The organism is Flavobacteriales bacterium (assembly GCA_016712535.1).
Classification (GTDB): domain Bacteria; phylum Bacteroidota; class Bacteroidia; order Flavobacteriales_F; family PHOS-HE28; genus PHOS-HE28.
The window spans coordinates 1,913,779-1,932,211 of sequence record JADJQW010000002.1; the positions used below are offsets into that span (position 1 = coordinate 1,913,779).

Annotated in this window: 16 protein-coding genes; all 16 read right to left on the reverse strand. The window is 61.1% G+C overall.

Translation table 11 applies throughout. The features are described 5' to 3' along the window. Positions 1-83 precede the first annotated feature (83 nt). The 16 genes from IPK70_07855 to IPK70_07930 all read right to left on the reverse strand — a co-directional run bounded on the left by IPK70_07855 (position 84) and on the right by IPK70_07930 (position 18,411). A complete protein-coding gene (locus IPK70_07855) occupies positions 84-1,751 on the reverse strand; it encodes a hypothetical protein (GenBank protein ID MBK8227076.1) in 1,668 nt (555 codons plus the stop codon). 181 nt (positions 1,752-1,932) lie between these two features. Then, a complete protein-coding gene (locus tag IPK70_07860) occupies positions 1,933-3,879 on the reverse strand; it encodes a hypothetical protein (GenBank protein ID MBK8227077.1) in 1,947 nt (648 codons plus the stop codon). An 86-nt stretch (positions 3,880-3,965) separates the two neighbouring features. Then, positions 3,966-4,535, reverse strand: coding sequence for a T9SS type A sorting domain-containing protein (locus IPK70_07865; GenBank protein MBK8227078.1), 570 nt, complete (start codon positions 4,533-4,535; stop codon positions 3,966-3,968). Positions 4,536-4,691: 156 nt separating this feature from the next. Beyond that, positions 4,692-6,407, reverse strand: coding sequence for an SUMF1/EgtB/PvdO family nonheme iron enzyme (locus IPK70_07870; protein MBK8227079.1), 1,716 nt, complete (start codon positions 6,405-6,407; stop codon positions 4,692-4,694). A gap of 219 nt (positions 6,408-6,626) precedes the next feature. Then, a complete protein-coding gene (locus tag IPK70_07875) occupies positions 6,627-7,136 on the reverse strand; it encodes a hypothetical protein (protein ID MBK8227080.1) in 510 nt (169 codons plus the stop codon). Positions 7,137-7,339: 203 nt separating this feature from the next. Beyond that, complete coding sequence (locus tag IPK70_07880; GenBank protein ID MBK8227081.1) at positions 7,340-9,397, reverse strand: tetratricopeptide repeat protein; 2,058 nt, start codon at positions 9,395-9,397, stop codon at positions 7,340-7,342. Between the two features lie 14 nt (positions 9,398-9,411). Next, a complete protein-coding gene (locus IPK70_07885) occupies positions 9,412-11,427 on the reverse strand; it encodes a tetratricopeptide repeat protein (GenBank protein ID MBK8227082.1) in 2,016 nt (671 codons plus the stop codon). A gap of 10 nt (positions 11,428-11,437) precedes the next feature. Continuing rightward, a complete protein-coding gene (locus tag IPK70_07890) occupies positions 11,438-12,223 on the reverse strand; it encodes a hypothetical protein (protein MBK8227083.1) in 786 nt (261 codons plus the stop codon). A 509-nt stretch (positions 12,224-12,732) separates the two neighbouring features. Continuing rightward, the gene (locus tag IPK70_07895; GenBank protein MBK8227084.1) at positions 12,733-13,206 is read right to left on the reverse strand and encodes a hypothetical protein; all 474 of its coding nucleotides are present in this window, start codon (positions 13,204-13,206) and stop codon (positions 12,733-12,735) included. Positions 13,207-13,228: 22 nt separating this feature from the next. Beyond that, positions 13,229-13,879, reverse strand: a complete 651-nt coding sequence (locus IPK70_07900; GenBank protein MBK8227085.1) for a response regulator transcription factor — start codon at positions 13,877-13,879, stop codon at positions 13,229-13,231. A gap of 79 nt (positions 13,880-13,958) precedes the next feature. Beyond that, a complete protein-coding gene (gene corA, locus IPK70_07905; GenBank protein ID MBK8227086.1) occupies positions 13,959-15,020 on the reverse strand; it encodes a magnesium/cobalt transporter CorA in 1,062 nt (353 codons plus the stop codon). Continuing rightward, positions 15,017-15,886 carry a mechanosensitive ion channel family protein gene (locus tag IPK70_07910; GenBank protein MBK8227087.1) on the reverse strand — a complete coding sequence of 290 codons (870 nt, stop codon included), beginning with the start codon at positions 15,884-15,886 and terminating at the stop codon, positions 15,017-15,019. Before IPK70_07910 ends, corA begins: the two co-directional genes overlap by 4 nt. Positions 15,887-15,916: 30 nt before the next feature. Beyond that, entirely contained in the window at positions 15,917-16,558 is a 642-nt protein-coding gene (locus tag IPK70_07915; GenBank protein MBK8227088.1) for a hypothetical protein, read from the reverse strand. Further along, positions 16,555-17,262 (reverse strand): dipeptidase PepE, encoded by a 708-nt coding sequence (pepE, locus tag IPK70_07920; GenBank protein MBK8227089.1) that lies wholly within the window; start codon positions 17,260-17,262, stop codon positions 16,555-16,557. The genes IPK70_07915 and pepE overlap by 4 nt, the downstream gene beginning before the upstream one ends. Positions 17,263-17,323: 61 nt before the next feature. Next, a complete protein-coding gene (locus IPK70_07925) occupies positions 17,324-18,133 on the reverse strand; it encodes a M48 family metallopeptidase (GenBank protein MBK8227090.1) in 810 nt (269 codons plus the stop codon). After that, positions 18,130-18,411: an ATP-dependent Clp protease adaptor ClpS gene (locus tag IPK70_07930; GenBank protein MBK8227091.1), complete on the reverse strand. Its 282-nt coding sequence runs from the start codon at positions 18,409-18,411 to the stop codon at positions 18,130-18,132. The genes IPK70_07925 and IPK70_07930 overlap by 4 nt, the downstream gene beginning before the upstream one ends. Between the last annotated feature and the right edge of the window lie 22 nt (positions 18,412-18,433).

An 18,433-nucleotide genomic window follows, 5' to 3' on the forward strand; every position in this document is an offset into this window, starting at 1 on the left:
TAAAGGAGCATAACGATGCGCGCTCACGCAATGGCGCATCGCGAAACGAGCGCAACCCTATGGTTCGGAGCTGCAGGCCTCCTCTAGGGCTCGAACATCGAGTTGCTCTCAGCACCGCGGATGCAGCGGCATGCGTATCCGTTGATGGAGGGATTGATACCGATCACACCAGAGCCTGGGGCCGAAGTGGAGATGGATGCGTAACGGAAGTAGGGGGTGATGAAATCCGGATCGACACGACTTGATGTCCAGAACAGGGCACCGTCGGGAATCGGTGTTGTCCCAATGAGTGCTGGATCCCATGATCCTATGTCGGCATGTATTGTTCCATAAGGGCCCGCGTTGAATCCGTCCGGGTCCGTCCACCCAAGACCCGCATACGCAGCGAACGTCATCAAAGCGCTCCATTCACTGGCCCGGGGCACCCGCCATCCTGCGGGGCAGAGAAGGCCAGGTTGATAGCCCATGTACAAATGGCCTGCGTACGAGCCCAAGGGGTTCGGGAAATACGCGATCGGAGGGTGGTTGAATCCACCGGATATGAACCAATCCGTATTCCACTCCATGCCCCATTGCTCCAAGGTGAGTGTGTCGCGCAAGGGAACGCCATTATTGTAGTGCGTCACGCGAAGGTTCTGCTTTGTCCAGCACTTGCCGCCTAGGTTGACGACGTCGTATTCGTTGCCATCGATATCGGTGACGGTGAGGGGGCAAGGGACATCGGCCGTGAACAGGAGGGGAGCGCCCACGCTGTAGTTGCAATCATCCAGGTTTGAGGCTATGACCTCTTGGGGCTCTGCGTGATCGCCCAAGACCCATGTGGCTTCTGCGATCCCTTGCGCGTCGGTGGCGTCGGTTGCCGTCACGCTGCCGCCTCCGGAGTTGACGACGAAGGCCACTACGTTGTCGTGGACCGGGTCTCCATTCTGATCCGTCACCTTCACCCGTAGAGGTTGAGACAGTGGTTGGAAGGAAACGCCGGCTTGTTCGTTGCCGGAGAATTCCGGAAACGCGAGATCGACAAGTCCGAAGTAGCCATTGAACTCCACATGTGGCGGAACGACTTCAATGCTCCCTGGGACTTCAGGTGTTGCTTCAACGCGTTGATGGTCCAGGCAATTTGTACCCAAGGTCCAATTCAAAGTGACGTATCCATTGGCATCCGAGATCGCCGTGGCGGCGCCGACCTGGCCGCCACCGAACACCTCGAAATTCACCGGTATGCCAGCGATTGGGTGGTCAAAATTGAATTGGATATTCCCGAAATCGCTCACAAGCTGCAGGGTCTTTTCTTCACACGCGGTACCGGGATCCGTAACGCAATTTGTGCTGGTCACTTCCAGCACACGCAATGGCCTGAACGTGGCCGTGAAATGGATGGGGCTTCCCTCCACATGGTTCCCTTCGGCATCGAGCAAATAAGCCACTACTTCCTGTTCCCCATCGGCGTAGCTCCCCAAGGTCCAGAGGCCATAACCGGAACCCGTTGCATCAGTCACCACTTCCGGGGTGATCATCTCCCCACCGCCGGAGACCACATCGAAGTCGACAGTGATATTCGGGACGGGGGCAAAAGGTGAAAGCGAGCCGACCACACGGAACTCCAGTCCTCCGGGCAGGTCCATGTTGGGCAGGCCTTGCTGGTTGTTTCCGCCGACCAGTTCTAGTCGCAGCGGCGAAGCCTCAGCAACCACAGAGAATGGACTTCCATCCACATGGTTGCCGTTGCCGTCCTTGAGGGAAACCACCATGCTTTGCGTGGAAACGCCGGGCTGTCCTTGACCAAGGGTCCAATTCCGCTGCGCGGTTCCATCCGCTTGCGTAGGCTCCTCAGCAGGTGCAACGGTGCCACAGGTGGCACACGGCTCGAACTTGACAAGATTACCAGCAGAAGGCCAATTGGCCAGTTCGGTGCCGCCTGCGACCAAGGTGCTAAGTGATCGGGCGATGATTGGCGCTGGCAACACGGTTTCCAAGGTTCCAACTTGATCCGAACCTGATACGTACTCGACCCGACCGGGGGCCTTCCACTCGACTACAGGGGGGTGTTGACCACGAACCCTCAATTGCCCATTCCTCGTCACCGTTCGTCAGACCAACGCCCAACGTGAGTTTGCCAGTCGTGGTTAATGCCACATGATGGCCTTCGGCGCTCCACGCAGTCTCCAATCGCAAGCTTGGCCCGATCTCGAGGTATCCTCCTACTGGGACACCTCCGATGAGCAGAGTCGCTTTAAGGATGCCATCCAGATCCGCACCAATGTTCACGTTAGCCGGACCGGAGTCCTGGACGACAATGGAAGGCGAGGACGCATGCATGTGGAAGAAGTGTTCGTTTCCGCTTTCTCCATGCTTGACCCCGCCGCTCACTGTGCCGTTCATGTTGAAGAGCGCATCGTACCCTGCTGCACCAGCGAAGCTCCCTTCGAGCGAAACCTGCGCGGTGAAATGCGCCAGAATCGGGATACCGAACGGGCCAGGCAACGCCACCGCCCCAAGGAACAGCGGAGGGGTTTCAACTGGAGGCCCATTCAAGGCTCCTTGGAGCGCTAATCTTCCTTGTGCCGCAATGCTGCCTTCTACTCCCCGCCAGACATCAACGAAACCTGTTGAGTTGATCCTTGCTCTTTCCAGGAAACCGAAATTGAGGCTGTTCGAAAAGTCGATGAGGCCACCTTGAATACCGAACCCAGAAGGGAGGGTAATAGAGAGCGGCCCGAAAGAGGCGCTTGCCGCATCTGAATTGACCTGCAACTCGTATTGCATTTCGCCTGATTCCACGATGTCCAAGAAGTTGCCCGGCACCGACTCGATGGTCACAGTATTGCCATCCAGAGTGACGTTGGAAACAACCCGGATCCATCCCCCAGCGGCATACACCACGAGCGTATGGCCGGCGGCGATTGTCGGCATTGGTCCTTGAATGTCGAACACCATCACGTTGCCACTATCCAGCTCGCTTTGGCCGTAGTCCAGCACCCATTCGGTGGAATCGACGAAGTGCACGTTCGGCTTGAATACCAGCGAATCATCCGGTATGTAATCCTCCCGCTCATCGGTGGGCACGTTCCCGCCTATCGCCACGAGCACTGGATCGCGATCGTTGCCTTGGCCCACGTACTGCACGCGGCTATCCAGGTTCACATCCGGGTTGGTGTATTGATCATGGGTCACTTCCGTCGGCACATTGCCGCCGATGTTCACGAGTATGGGGTCGCGGTCGTTGTCCTGCCCCACGTAGCGCACGGTGCCATCGAAGCTCACATCGCCGGGCCAGAGGCCCCAGAGCGTGCTGTCGGCATTCAGGGGTTGCAGGGCGTCCGTCCCACCGCGCGTGTTATTGGGGGCTTCGGCGTTACTGAAGTCAACAAGGACGGGGTTGCCATCGAGCAGCACCGAGCGGTTGGTGATCACGCCCAGGTGGTTCCGGTGCCGTACTGCCACTTGGTAGCGGCCAGCATCCACGCAGAACGACAGCGGCTGCCCATTCGCGGCGATCACCTCGCCGTTGCGCTTCAGGAGCGCGCTCTTCGTTGCTATGCGTTTGCCGGGGTCGTTGGGATGCCGCACCTCCACCACCACCCAGTCAACGATGGCATGCGGGCCGGTGATGTTGAGCAACGATGCATGCATGAGCTCTCCACCGCCGCCGCCCCGGTGCGTGTAGCCCAACGCGGCATAGGGTTCCGTCAAGGGCACCACGCCATGCACGCGCAGCGAATCGGACATCAGGGGCTCCGAGGCGGCAGGGTCGCACGCGCCGGCGAGGTTCAAGCGCAGCTCGAGTGGTTTGGGATCCGGGCATTGCGCGCGCAAAACGGCTGTGCTTGCGAAGGCAAGGACGCTGAGCGCGGCGAGTTGGCGGAGAAACTTTCGCATGGAGCGAGGAGTTGGTGCAGTTGATGTTCCGGTTGGAGATAGGCTTCGAGTGCGAGGGGTCATGGATCAAGACCTTGCCACATCGTTCATCTTCTTATCACGCGCGTGCTGCTCACCTGCGCGCCCGCAGTCCCGGTGCCGATGACGGAGTACACCCCGGCCGCCAACCCGCTTAGGTCCATCGTGGCCCGCGAGGCATCGCCGTTCACGCGCTCGCTGAGGAGCACGCGCCCGTGCGCATCCAGCACGCGCAGCTCGCGGATGCTTGATGCTTCCTCCTGCGCGTTCCATCGCACTTCCACGGGGCCATCGGTGGGGTTGGGCAGCACGATCAGTTCCACGCCCGCACGGCCGCAGGCTTCCAGCGGCAGCGCTGCCAACACCTCCTCGCGGCCATCGAGGTCCACCTGCCGCAAGCGGTAGTACACGGTGGAGAAGGGGAGGGGGGCGTCATCGCGCCACGCGTACTCGGTCACCTGCTGGCTGTGGCCAGCACCCGCCACGCGCCCGGCTTCCTCCCACTGCTCCGCATCACTGCTGCGCTCGATCACGAAGTGCGAATTGTCCTGCTCGGTGGCGGTGGCCCAGGTGAGCAAGGGTTTGCCCTTGTCGCAGGCGGCTTCCATCCAGAGCATCTCCACCGGCAGGATGATCATGGCAGGAAGACATGAGCTGGCATTTCCGGTACCCGTTCCTCCGCCGAATTGTGCAGCCGTGTTGGTGGCAAAGCAAATGAGGCAGCAGGCGCATTGGCGGAGCAGAGACACAACGTTGGGGAAACACGATCGATGCACACCAAGCCGATCCATGGGTCAAGGAATTGCGCGGCGCACCCCTCGTGTACCGCTGTCGGCATAGCGAAGCGTATTTACGACTGCGGCCATGGTGCGGTCCGAGACCCGCTGGTATTGTGCGATGGACGACCAACTCCCGCCCCTTAGACCGATTCCGTAGAAACCATCTGGCGGCCAACTCAACACGTTCATGGCGCCGTTCGGGGCGAGCAAACCATCGCCGTGCAGGATTCTCAGGCTCCACAACGAAAGGTAGCTGGCAGAGAAGGTGTACTCTGCGACATTTCCGCTCAGGTCAAGGATGCCATAGTAGGACGCACCGGCGGAAGCTCGGCTTGCACTTGGTTCGGCGAACATGCCGTTGCGGAATGGTCCTGCGATAGGTGCGAGTGAGCCGTAACTGGTGTTCGCTGGATCGTCAACTGATTCGGTGGCCGTGAATGCGCCTGCTTGTGCGGTTGGGAATACGATGGATGCCGTATTGCCGCCCCACGCATAGTCGCCGGCGATGGGAAACGTAGGGCCTCGGCAAGCCTTCTCAAACTCCATCTCCGACATCGGACGCAGCGCGCACCAGTCCAAGTAGGCCAGCGCGCTCGGTGCGTTCAGATAGTTGGCAGCGGTCCATTCACCATCATCCATCTCATTGCCGATCCCATCGCCGTCGGCATCGCACACGAAAGTCACAGGCAAGAGCGGATCCATGATGGCCGGGCATCGGATCGCGGATCGGTTCATCATCGCGGCCGTGTTGGTCATCACGTACCTGTTCACCACCGCGAACGTGCCTAACCCGATGTTCGTGGTGACCATGGCCGCCTGCTGTTCACGGGTCAGCTTGTTCAAGAAGGCCGCATACTCCCCTTGCGCAACTTCGTACTTCATGGAGTAGAACGCCTCATAGCCTTTCGGGAAGCCTCCGCCAAAGTCAGTTTGAAGACCTGCACCTCCATAGGACAAGGTCACATTGAAGGCAGTTGCGTAAACGATGTAGGCCTCTGAAGTGATATGTCGTGGGGTAGAGCCGCCGGAGCCGTTCCGGAAGGCGTTGGTGCCCGCGCCACCAACGTAGTAGCTGCCTGTGGGAACGAGCACCATCTCAAGGGCATGCACGCAGAGTTCCAATGGTGTACCGATCACGATCCCCTGACCGCCCAGCATCCAGGTGAGCGCGCAACCGGATGCCGTGAATGTGCCCGTCCCGTCCGCAGAACGATGGATGAACACGCCCACTCCAGGATTGGTGGATGAATAGGGCGGTCCGACCTCGGCACACCCGACGCTGATGGTCGCGCCGGGTGGGGCCAGATGGGTGCCGTTCGGCCCCAGTTGGGCATGTTCCCACACACGCACGGCGCGGACCGTGGCATTGCTCAGCGCCATCGTCGGGAAGGAAGTGGTGGTGAAGGTGGTGGTGGAGGTGACCGCGAGGACCTGGGTGAACATTGGGAAGGCGCCCGTTCCCCCCACCACATGCACAGGCATGCCGGGTCTAAGGCCCGATGTGCTGGCGACCGTGATCACATTGCCGGCGCTGTTCACGTTGGAAAGGACCGGATCGGACATCCCGGCCCTGAACTTCAAGAAGACCCATGCGGCGTCCCAGTTGTTCGGCGCCGTGCTCACCCGCCAACTGTTCTCCCAGCCGATATCGAACTGCACCTGGGCGGAACCATCGTTCGGATCGGCATCAACGAGAGTGGCTGGACCTACTTGGAGGTTGTTGGAACGCACAGAACAAATACCGGCGTGCAACACACAAAGACATGCCGCAATACGAACGCTGGAGATTGGGCGCATGTGGCCTTGCTATGGATGAACAAACCTCTTTGAGCCAAGGGCCATATACAATCATGGTAAACCATGAATCTCTTGTTCGGCCAACCTCGGGTGTAAATGCGGGATCCGGAAGCGCATGTCTTCCGGATCCCCGTTGCTGGCGGTGCACTGTGGTCACTGCGGTCCCCATGTCGGGTCGTCCGGTGTCCAATCGTCGCTGCCTCCCCCGCACTGCCTCCTCCACCACCAGTAGTTATTGCTGGGGTCGGGGTCTGGAGTGGTGCTGTATACATGCACGGAGAATGCGGGTGCACATTCGGGGTGTCGATAGGGTGATCGATCGACCTGGACCGCTAAGAAGTTCCCGCTGTACTTCGGGCAAAGCGAGTCGAGCCGCACGGTGAGCTGCCCTTGGCATTGCGCGTAGTGCAGGAAGCGCGCAGGGCGGTGCAGGGAGATCGCCAATACGTTTCTCACCTTGGTCTGCTGCGGAAGCGTGATGATCGCATAGGACTGATCGCTGTCCGCGCAGTTATTGCCGAGGTTCCTGATGCAGGTCTGGAACACATAACTCGTTTCGCCGAGCACGCGAACACCTGTGTATATCGGATCGATAAGGAGGTCTGCCGCATTCGGGCTCACGCTGTCCGGCTCAAGACCCTTTTGCGGCGCCAGGTTCGTCATGCCCGGTTCGTTCGGTGCATGCTCGCAGCAAATAGGAGCTTGGTTGCGCGGTGGACCGCAGGAAATGATGCACAAGGCAATGAGGGTTGAGGGCAGCAAGGTTCTCATGGTGTTCGTGGTTTGGCCCAATGGATCCGGGCGATACAAACCAGCGCACGTACCGACCTGTCGGCAATACTGGCAAACCATGAATGATCGTTGCACTACTCCACCACCACGCACTCCACGCTCACCGTGGTGCCCTTGCCTGGCGCGCTGTCAACCTGCACGTTAGCGCCGATGGCAGCGGCGCGGGATCGCACGTTGCTAAGCCCCATGCCGTTGCTGACCGTGCCGGGGTCGAAGCCCACGCCGTTGTCGCTCATCACCACGCTCAGACGGCCCGGCGCGCGCGTTACCCCGATGGTGACTTGATCGGCCTTCGCGTGCTTGAGCACGTTGCTCACCAGTTCCTGAACGATGCGGTACACGGCGATCTCCACACTGCGCTCCAAGCGTTGATCCAGCCCGAAGGTGTTCAGCTCGACCTGGAGCCGCCCGCTGATGTGGATGGTTTCGCGCAGGTCGTTCAAGGCCTTCTCCAGGCCGAAGCGGCTGAGGGTGGCGGCGGCCATGTCGTGGCTGATGTGGCGGAGCTCGCTCACCGTTTGATCCAGCAGGCGGGTCACCTTATGGTACTGCTGATCTTGCCGCATGGCCTCCACGCGGTCCTCGAGCGCGCTCATGTTCGCCTTGATGCCGCCGAGCATGCTGCCGAGCCTGTCGTGCAGGTCCTTGGCCATGCGGTCGCGCTCTTTCTCCTGTCCTTCGAGCATGGCATTGATGCTCTTGATCTCCTGCTGGCTCAGGAGCTGGTCCACCTGCTGGTCGTGCAGCGCTTTCTGCTGGCGGGCCATGCGCTGGCGGTGGCGCAGGAGAAGGAATAGGAGTAGGGCGATGAGCCCAAGCAGCGAACTGGCGCCGATGAACGCCTTCCGCTGGATGGATTTCCGGCGATCTTCAGCGGCGGCGATGGTCAGCGCCTGCTGCTGCTCGGCGATGCGGTGATCCTTCTTTTCCGCGCCGTAGAGGGCTTCCGATCGCGCGAGTTGCTCATCGTACCGCGCGCTCTGGAGCGAATCGCTGAGGGCCTTGTGCGCCTGCAGATGCCGGAGCGCTTCTGCGATGTTCCCTTGCTTGGCGTGCCAGTCATGCAGCTCCAAATGGGCTTCGGACATCAAGTCCGTCATGCCCAGTCGACCTGCCGCCGCCATCACTTCCTTCATGGTGCGAAACGCATCGGAATGCCGGCCAAGCTGCCAATAGGTGATGGCGACGCTCTGCAGCAGCTTGGCTTGATGGATGCTCTCGTTGGCCGGGTCGGTCAGGGCCAGTGCGCGCTGAAGCTCGGTGAGGGCCTGATCGAACCTGCCGTTGCGGCGGTGGATCACGCTTTTCTCATCGTGCAGCATCATCCTGAATTCAGGGCTCCGGTCGCCCAGTTCGTTGAGCAGGCTGTCGCATAACCGGAGGGCTTGTTCGTATCGGCCGTCCATCGTCGCGGTGATGCTGAGGTTGGCGACGGCATTCTGCATGAGCATCTCGGAGTCTGCGACGCGGGCCAGCCGAAGCGACTCGGTGAAATGGCTCCATGCTTCATCGTAGCGCGCCTGGTTGAGACGGATGAGGCCCATGCCGTTCTCGGATCCGCTATGTCCGGGCGCGAAGCCAACAGAGTCCGCCACGCGGGCAGTCCGTGCGAATTGATCATACGCGTCGTTCAACCCGTCCGGCAGGAACAGCTGTGCTTCGGCCTTCACGTTCATGAGCCCGATCCGTTCCCGCATGAAGCCGGTATCAGGCAGCAGGCGCAGGCCCGCTTCGGCTTCCTGTTTTCCTCGCTCCGGGTCGCCCAGCAGGGTCAACGCATTGGCCATGAGCCTCTGCGCGGTGCTCCGGATGGCGACCTCTGTGGCGGGCACTGTGCTTCGGATGCTGTCCAGGAGGTTCAAGGCAACGCGGTAGTCCTCAGAGCGCAGCTCGGCCGTGGCCAGTGCGAGGAGGCCCAGATGCCGTTCGCGTTGGTCCACTGAGGCTGACCAGTTCTTGGCCATGGACCGCAGCTCGTCCGCAGCGTTCTGCTGTGCGATTCGACGGTACTGCTCATAGGCCGGCCAATGCTGCGCGAGCATGGTGCCGATGACCAGCACCTGGAGAGCGGCTGTGCTCAAGATGCGCGACCAACTACGACTTGTTCTATCGAAGAGGTTCGGATGCAGCATGGTCGAATGCTGCTTCACTCCAATACCGGGGACTCCACGCTCACGGTGGTGCCCTTGCTCGGAGCGCTATCGACTTGCACGGTGGCACCGAGGGAAGCAGCGCGCGAGCGCACGTTGCTAAGTCCCATGCCGTTGCTGGCCGTGCTGGGGTCGAAGCCCACGCCATTGTCGCTCACCACCACGCTCAGGCGGCCCGGCGCGCGCGTCACCCCGATGGTGAGTTGATCGGCCTTCGCGTGCTTGAGCACGTTGCTCACCAGTTCCTGAACGATGCGGTAGACCGTGATCTCCACGCCGCGCTCGAGGCGTTGATCCAGCCCGAAGGTGTTCAACTCGACCTGGAGCCGCCCGCTGATGTGGATGGTATCGCGCAGGTCGTTCAAGGCCTTCTCCAGGCCGAAGCGGCTGAGGGTGGCGGCGGCCATGTCGTGGCTGATGTGGCGGAGCTCGCTCACCGTTTGATCCAGCAGGCGGGTCACCTTCTGGTACTGCTGGTCCTGCCGCATGGCCTCCACGCGGTCCTCCAGCGCGCTCATGTTCGCCTTGATGCCGCCGAGCATGCTGCCGAGCCGGTCGTGCAGGTCCTTGGCCATGCGGTCGCGCTCCTTCTCCTGTCCTTCAAGCATGGCGTTGATGCTCTTGATCTCCTGCTGGCTCAGGAGCTGGTCCACCTGCTGGTCGTGCAGCGCTTTCTGCTGGCGGGCCATGCGCTGGCGGTGGCGCAGCACACGGTAGAGGAGGAGGGCCACGAGCCCCAAGGCGATGGTGGCGCCGATGAGGGCATTGCGTTGGAGGGTGCGGCGTCGGCTCTCGGCCGTGCTGAGCGCTAGGGCTTGTTGCTGCTCGGCGATACGATGCTCCTTGCGCTCGGTCTCGAAGAGCATCTCCAAGCGCGCCATCTCCGTTGAGTGCTTGGAACGACCCAACGAGTCGGAGATCTGCGCGTATTGTGCTAAGTGCTCTGCTGACTCCTCGTGCCTCCCCAGCTCCTTGAGCAGTTCATACAGGTCGTAATGCGCGGCTTGCGCCCGTTCCAGCCAATTCAGGGAATCGAATGCGAGGAGGGCCGCCCTCATCTGCCCCTCGGCCATCGCCGCACCATGCAATGACCAGATGGCATAGGCCAGGTCATGCTGCGCGTCTGCGGCATTCCTGTGGTCGCCGATGCTATCGGCCAGCGCGATGGCTCTGCGGCAGCTCACGATGGCTTCATCATAGCGGCCTTGCTCCAAGCGGATGTAGCCTAGCTGGCCGTGCAGCCTCGCCCTGATCTCCGGGCTCTTGCGGCCCAGGATCCGGAGAAGGTTCTGGTAGATGGCTTCTGCTTCGGCAAAGCTGCCGAGCATGGTGGCCACGCCTCCGAGATTGCCAATGGCGGCTTGCGCGATGCGGTAGTGGCCCCCTTCCACAGCGATGCGGCTGGCTTCGGTGAAGTCAGCGCGGGCCTCCTCATAGCGGCCCTGCTTGTACCGGATCGATCCCATGGCCAGTCTGATCATGCTTGCACCTCGGTCCGACCTGGTCGTATCCGCGAGCGATTGGGCGGTCTCCAAGGCGTGCATGGCCTGCTCCAGCTTGTTCAACGCGATGAGCGCTTCCGCCTTCACCACCCAGGACGCCATGAGTTCCTCCTTGTAAGGCGTGTCCTGGAGGACTGCTATGCCGGCAGCCGCATCGGTCACCGCACGGTCATGCGCACCGAGGTTGCTGTAGGTCACCGATAGCAGGCGCAGCACGATGCCTTTCAGGAGAGGGGCGGTTCGGTCAGCACGCGCTTCCAGGTCGGTGAGCATGAATAGCGCGTTCTCCAGGTCATCACGCCGGAATGCGGCGGTGGCTCTTATCAGCTCGATGAAGTCCTGGTCGGCCGGATCGGAATCGGCAGCCAGCCTGCGCGCCAAGGCATCCAGCGAATCCGGTTCATTCCTGTCGAAGTGGCGCTTGTAATCCCCATAGGCGGGCCAATGCTGTGCCGCAGCATGCAGGTGGAAGAAGAGGAGTAGGATGAGCAGATTCCTGCAGCAACCCATGGCTGTGCGTTTACCGCCGCTTCACGGCCTCATCGCTCCGACCCTTGATGGGATCGAGGCGCTTCCGTGCCCGCCTCAGCATCCGTTCCAATCTCCTGGCATCCATCACGGTCGTGTTCCCTTTCCCGCTTTGGCGCTGCTTCTGTGAGCAGATATCCGGACGTGTTGCGCAAAGGGAGAACAGGTCCTCGATGAAGCTGGCGGCAGCGGATTCTACGGTCAATTCCAGCCTTGGGTCGTTGCACAGGAGATGGCTCTCATAAGCAATGCAGTTCAGCCCATTCGTGCAGGCGCCGCTTGGCCAGACTGCGGAGTCGTTGACTACCGGTTCGCATTCGGGCGATGACCAGCAACTGTCCGGGTAGTCGTTCTCCGTCATCGCGTTGCGGTCCATGAACAACGGGTCCAGGATCCCTTGGATCCTGCAGTCCATCGCCGGATAGCCCTTCACGGCCTCACGGCTGCATGTCGAACGCGCATGGCTGGCTTCCGTGTACACAGAGCGCAAGTAAGATTCGAACTGGCGCGCGATCCGGATGCGCATGCCCGCAGCTGCTTCGGCTCCGTAAAGAGCAGGCAAGGCGACGTGCGCGGCCCAGTGATCGGCCAGCGCCTCCGAACAGAAACTCCGTACCGTCGCCGAAGCTTCAAGTCCATGCCCGATCTCATGCAGGAGCATGAATGCGAGCAATTCATAACTCATGCCCGGGTGCCAGAGCAACGGCCTTGGAATCTCGATAAGCAGCCAATCCTCACTTCTCGTTTGGTCCTGCACGCGGCGGCTGTATACGCTCATGAATCGATGATCAGATGCATCGAGTACATCGACCTGCACGTGGAGTCCGCCTTGCTGACTGATTCCTGCGTTGGCATATGCCTCCAGTATTCCCAGAACTGCTCGTTCCGGGTAGCAGGGAGCCAGATCATTCACCCAGATGAGGGTGTCAGATAAGGCTTGCCCCTTGTTCACATCACCAGCGCGCTGAATACCGCGTATCAGAAATTGGCGATCGATCTTGCCAGCTGCAGCTGCAAGCTGAAACCCCAGGTAAGCGAATCTCTGCGCCGTGAATGCCTCGGGCGAATCAGCCGCCGCGCCCGGCAATACCGGCCTCGTGCGAATCGGGCACTCGCACCACCCATAATGCTCTCCGCTCCAGATGTGGACTTTGTTCTCAGCCGGTCGGTAGGTGTCGCAGAAATCCCGGACGCGCCATTCGTCGGTGCGGGAAAGGCCGCAAAGCGATTGTGCGCTCGCCCAGGAAGCCAGAGCGGCCTGGCAGACGGCTGCGGACAGCCGAAAGCTCATTTGCCGCTCAGGAATCGGCGGATCCGGTCCAGAATCGACGGTGCGACCTTCGGGCTGATCGGTCGCACGCGGGGGCCGCTCAGGACCACATGGCGCCCCTTGGCCGTCTCGAACACGTTCGGGGTCGTCTTTTTACCATCCGCGCCGCCCCCTCCTGACGTGGACAGCGTCACCGGCTTCCTCCTTCCATTGATCTCGCTCGGTTTTTCAGAAGGATCCGTATGGATCTGCAGGACCCAGGCTTCCGTTTCGTCATCGCCCTGCTTGAACTGGTCGAGATGCCAGTCGACAGTGTGGGAGTTGACAGTGTCCCGCTTCATGTAAAGGTTGATGAACATGAGGTGCTCCTCCTCATCCTCGCCGCGCGTGGTCTCGGGATAGTCGATGCTCCATCCACCCGGGTTGCTGTACGACGCGATGTACTCTTTACCGATCTCCGTGGGTCCAGGTCCTTCAATAATCCAGCTCATCGGCTAATGGTATTTGGTTGCTTCACTCCGCCCATCCCCGCTCCATGGCGTACTTCACCAGGCCGGCGATGTTGCGGCAGTCGAGTTTATGGAAAATGTTCCTTCGGTGGGTTTCCACCGTGGGGACGCTGAGGAAAAGGGCTTCGGCGATCTCCTGGGTGGTGCGTTCCTTCAGGATGAGCTTCACCACATCCACCTCACGGCTGGTGAGGGGCCCGTACTTGGTCTCTCCGTTCCGGTCGGCATGGCGGTCGGCTTCCTTCGCCAAGGCCCTGAGTTCCTTGGCGATGTATTGCCTCCCTTCGGCCACGGTTCGGATCGCTGCCATCAGTTCATCCTTGCTCGTGCTTTTCAACAGGTAGCCGCCCACGCCGCTATCGAGCAGTTCGAGCACGAACTCCCGATGGCCATACATGCTCAGCACGATCACCCGGGTCTCCGGGCTGGCCTTGCGCATGCGCTTGCTGGCTTCGATGCCGTCCATGCCCGGCATGTTGATGTCCATGAGCACCAGATCGGGCTTGTGCTCGGCCACTAGTTCCAAAGCGGCCCGGCCGTTGTGCGCCTTGCCGATCACATGTACTTCGGGCATGCGCTCCAGAAGGCTCTCGATGCCATCGAGGAAGATGCTCTGGTCATCAACCAGCACCAGGGAATATCGTTGCGTCACCATCGGGGCAAAAATGCCGGGGTCTCCAAGGTGCCACAATACTGGTAAACCATGATATGGACCGGGTCGCGGCTCGCGCCCCTCACAACCATCGCTTCCGCCGGAACCACGCCAGCATCACCAGCGCGATCACCAGCATCACGGCCATCACCGCGAAATAGCCGTAGTGCCAGCGCAGCTCGGGCATGTGATCGAAGTTCATCCCGTAGATGCCCACGATGAAGGTGAGCGGGATGAAGATGGTGCTGATGATGGTGAGCAGCTTCATCACCTGCGTCATGCGCAGGTTCTGGCCGGCGTGGTAGGTGTTCTCCACGCTCAGCAGCATCTCGCGGAAGGTGCCGATGGTCTCGGCGATGTACACCGTGTGGTCCTGCAGGTCATTGATGTAGCGCCGCGTGCTCTTGTCGATGAGCTCGCTCTGGATGGTGTTGAGGCGGCCTGCGAGCTCGCGCATGGGCGTCACGTACCGGTTCACGGTGATGAGCAGCCCGCGCAGTTCCTGGATGGTGTGCAGGTCCTCGTTGCCCGGGCGCGTGACCACCTTGCGTTCTAGCTGTTCGATGCGCTGGCCCAGGCGCTCCACGATGGCGAAGTACTCGTCCACGATCACATCGAGCAAGGCATAAAGGAGGTAGTCGCTGCCGCATCGGCGCACACGGCCCAGGTCCTTGCGCAGCCGCTCGCGGATGGGGTCCAGGACATCGCCGGGCGTCTCTTGGAAGGAGATCACCAGCCCTTTGCGCAGCACGAAGCAGATCTGCTCCTGCTGGATGCCGCCGGTCTCCTCATCGAGGCCGAGCATGCGGCTTACCACGAAAAGGCAGTCGCTGTACTCCTCCACCTTGGGCCGGTGGTCGGTGTTCAGGATGTCCTCCAGCAGCAGGGGGTGCAGGTTGAAGCGCTCGCCGATGCGCGCCAGCATGCGCTCGCTGTTCAATCCGTCGATGTTGAGCCAGCCGTTCCGGTCAGGCGCGAGGTCCGCGAATTCCTCGATGGACTTCAATCGCTGTTCACTCACCTCATTCGATGAATAGGTGAAGAGGTCGATCGTCGTCAATCGCGCCAGGTCGTCATCGCCCACATGCACGAGCGCGCCGGGAGGCAGGCCGGCCTTGCCAGATCGTGCACGGACCTTCTTCATGCGTTCCTCACGGTGATGGGGCCGCTCACATGAACGGTGCGCTGAGGGTAGGGGATGGTGATGCCTTCACGGTCGAAGCGCAATTTGATGCTCCGGTTCAGGTCGTAGTGCATCTGGCGCGAAGTGACCGGGTCCTTGGCCCAGACGTATGCGCGGAGCAGGAGCGCGCTATCCTCGATGCGCACCAGCCGCACCAGCGCTTTCGGTGCACCGCGCTTGGCTTCTTCTGGCGTGCGCTTGTCGAGGGCGTCGGCGTGGGCCTCGCATTCGGCCTGCATGGCGGCCATGGCCTTGTCCAGGTCGCTCTCGTAGCTGATGCCCACTTCAACGAACTCGCAGGTGGCCTCATCGTTGATGCTGCTGTTCACGATCACCTCATCGCTGATGACGGCGTTGGGGATGATGATGCGCCGGTTCTCGAAAGTGACGATCACGGTGTGCCGCAGGGTGATGTCCTCCACGATGCCGGCATCCACGCTGCCCACCTTGATGAGATCGCCGACGCGGAAGGGCTTGAAGCTGACGATGAAGATGCCGCTGATGATGTTGCTGAAGGCGCGCTGCGTGGCCAAGCCCAGGATGGCCACCAAGATGCCCGCGCCTGCAAAGAGCGTAACGGCCAGATGCTTGAAGGATGGGACCGTGTAGATGACGCCCGCCAGCGCTATCAGGCCCACGAGGAAGCGTGTGGCATTGCGGAAGAAACGGTAGCGCGTCCGGTCCTCAAAGCCCTGGCCGCTGCGCAGGTAGAGGCGGCGGAGCGCCTTCCGGATGAGCCGCTCCGCAACGAAGGCGCCCGCCACGATCAGCGCCACTTTCAGCAGCAGCAGCGCGCTGATCCCCATGTCGTTCAGGAACTCTTTCATGGCGGGCCGAAAGTAGGAGGGGTGAAGCGCTCAAGGCGGTCCTGCAATCACCCGCCGAACGTATTTGCCGTTGATGAAGATCCAGACCACCTCATAGCTGCCAGCGCCGTCGCTATTGCTCATGTGGATGTACACACGCTGCCGATCCAGTGATCGCACCGCATGGCAAGTCCAATAGAGGCCATCGGTTGAGTGTTGGCCGCAGAAATGAGGTTGATACAGGTCATTCCATGCTGAAGTGGGCAACTGAACCCGCATGGAGTCAATCGTGACAGTGACCCGCTTGATCGCGACGCGCGGAACAGCGCCATCGGTTCCCCGGAAAGGCCGACCATCGATCTCGCACAATGCCGGATAGCCGTTCGCCTCGAAGGTGAGCTTATGCTTCGTGCTATCGAATGGCGCAGAGGTGATGCGTACATCGACCCCATGCCCATTGAAGCTCGCCCAGCTTTCGCAATCCGATTTCCCCTTCAGGTGGAGCATCGCGGGTTTCGTCCCCGTGCCTTCATACTCCCAAACCCAATCGATGAACGAGATCACTTCCCGCTTGATCGTGGAACTGCGGATGGTGCTGTAACCCTCCTTCTCATCGCTCCATCGGCATTGCCCGGCGAGCTCACCGGTGAAGCCGATCAGCGCGCAAGCAGTGGCTGCGAGAAGTCGGTTCATGCCCCGGCCAGTGAGACCGGCAATTCCATCCCTCCCGCGAGCTCCTTCGCCGCTTGCCCGTGGCGGAACAATCTCATGCCGATGCCTTCCAGCATCATGGTGCTTCCATTCACCTGCAGCAGTGACCCTTCACGCAATCCGGCAACGGGCATCCCGGGGTGCACGGCCAGGAACTCGGCGATGCGCTGGTCGCGGCTCTCGCCGCCATGACCGGGTATCGTGGCCTCGGTATAGTGCGGGTTGATCTGGAAGGGCACCAAATGCAGCGCGCGCATGCTCGGCGGCTCCACGATGGGCATGTCGTTGGTGGTCATCACGGTAGGACAGGCCACGTTGGCGCCGGCGCTCCAGCCGACGTACGGCATACCGCTGCGCACCTTCTCAGCAATGGGCTTGATGAGGTTCTTGCGGTACAGCGCACGGATCAGCAGGAAGGTGTTGCCTCCGCCCACCGCCACGGCATCGGCGCTGGCGAGTGCCTTGGCGGGGTCGGTCTCGCGGTGCAGGCTGAAGAGTTCCTTGCCGAAGGAGGAGAACACCTCGGCCACGCGATCGGCATAGGCATCGTACTGCGCCTCAACGGCCGCAAAGGGCACGAAGGCGATGCGTGAGCGGCCAACGAGGAAGGACTGGGCATGCGCACGCGGCCACGTGAAGAAGGGCTCACCCGGCATAGTGGAGTTGGAGATGAGCAGGAGCTGCATGCGTGCGGGTTCTATAGATGGGCCGGAGAACTGGTCAACCGGCGGGATGCCGGTTCGACCTTCAATTCCCGGGCTTGTAATACTTCAGCGCCTCAGGCATGAAAGCCTCGAGGTCGCGCATGCGGGTCTCATCGCTGGGGTGGGTGCTGAGGATCTCCGGAGGCGCTTGACCGCCGCCTTGGCTCATGCGCTCCCAGAATTTCGGGGCCTCGCGTGGATCATAGCCCGCCATGGCCATGAACACGAGCCCGAGCTTATCGGCTTCGGTCTCGTGCTTGCGGCTGTAGGAGAGCATGCCCAAAGCACCGCCCACGCCGTACACCTGAAGGAACAGGTCGCGCGCCATGCCGGGGTTCTCACCGGTTAGCACCTCCAGCGCCACGCCGCCGAATTGCAGGGCCAGGCCCTGGCTCATGCGCTCGTTGCCATGACGGGCTATCGCATGCGAGACCTCGTGCCCCATCACCACCGCCAACCCGACTTCATCCTGCGTGACCGGGAGTATGCCGGTGTACACCACCACTTTACCGCCGGGCATGCACCATGCGTTCACGGTGTTGTCATTCACTACGTTGAATTGCCATTCGAAGCCTGCGACACGGCTCGACATGTTGTTCTCGTTCAAGAAGCGCGTGGCGGCCTCTGCGATGCGCTGGCCCACCTTGCGGGTCTGCTGCACGCGCGGGTCGTTATCGGGCATGGGCGGGTTCTCGTTGAGGAACTTCCCGTACTCGGCAACGCCCATGGCCATGAGCTGGCTCTCGTTGGCCAGGTTCAGTTGCCGACGGCCCGTGATGGGCACCTTGGCACAAGCGACGATGAGCGCGATGGCGGCGAGGGCGATCGCGGAACGCTTGATGATCTTCTTCATTGGATATCGGCGCTGAGGCCTTGATCGAGCAAGGCGGTGCATTTGGGTTCGAGCTGATCGAAGGTGCCGCGCTTCACGGAGCACTTGCCATTGTGATGCACGATCCAAGCGCATTGCTCCGCTTGTATCGGGTCGTGCCCGCAGATGGCCACGAGGCATTCGATCACATGGTCGAAGGTGTTCACGTCATCATTGTGCAGGACGATCTCGCGCAAGCGACCGGTCTCGAGTTGCACCTCTTCGAGGAGGGCTTCTTCCAAATCGTGCTGGATGCTCATGGCGGGCCGAAAATAAGGAGCC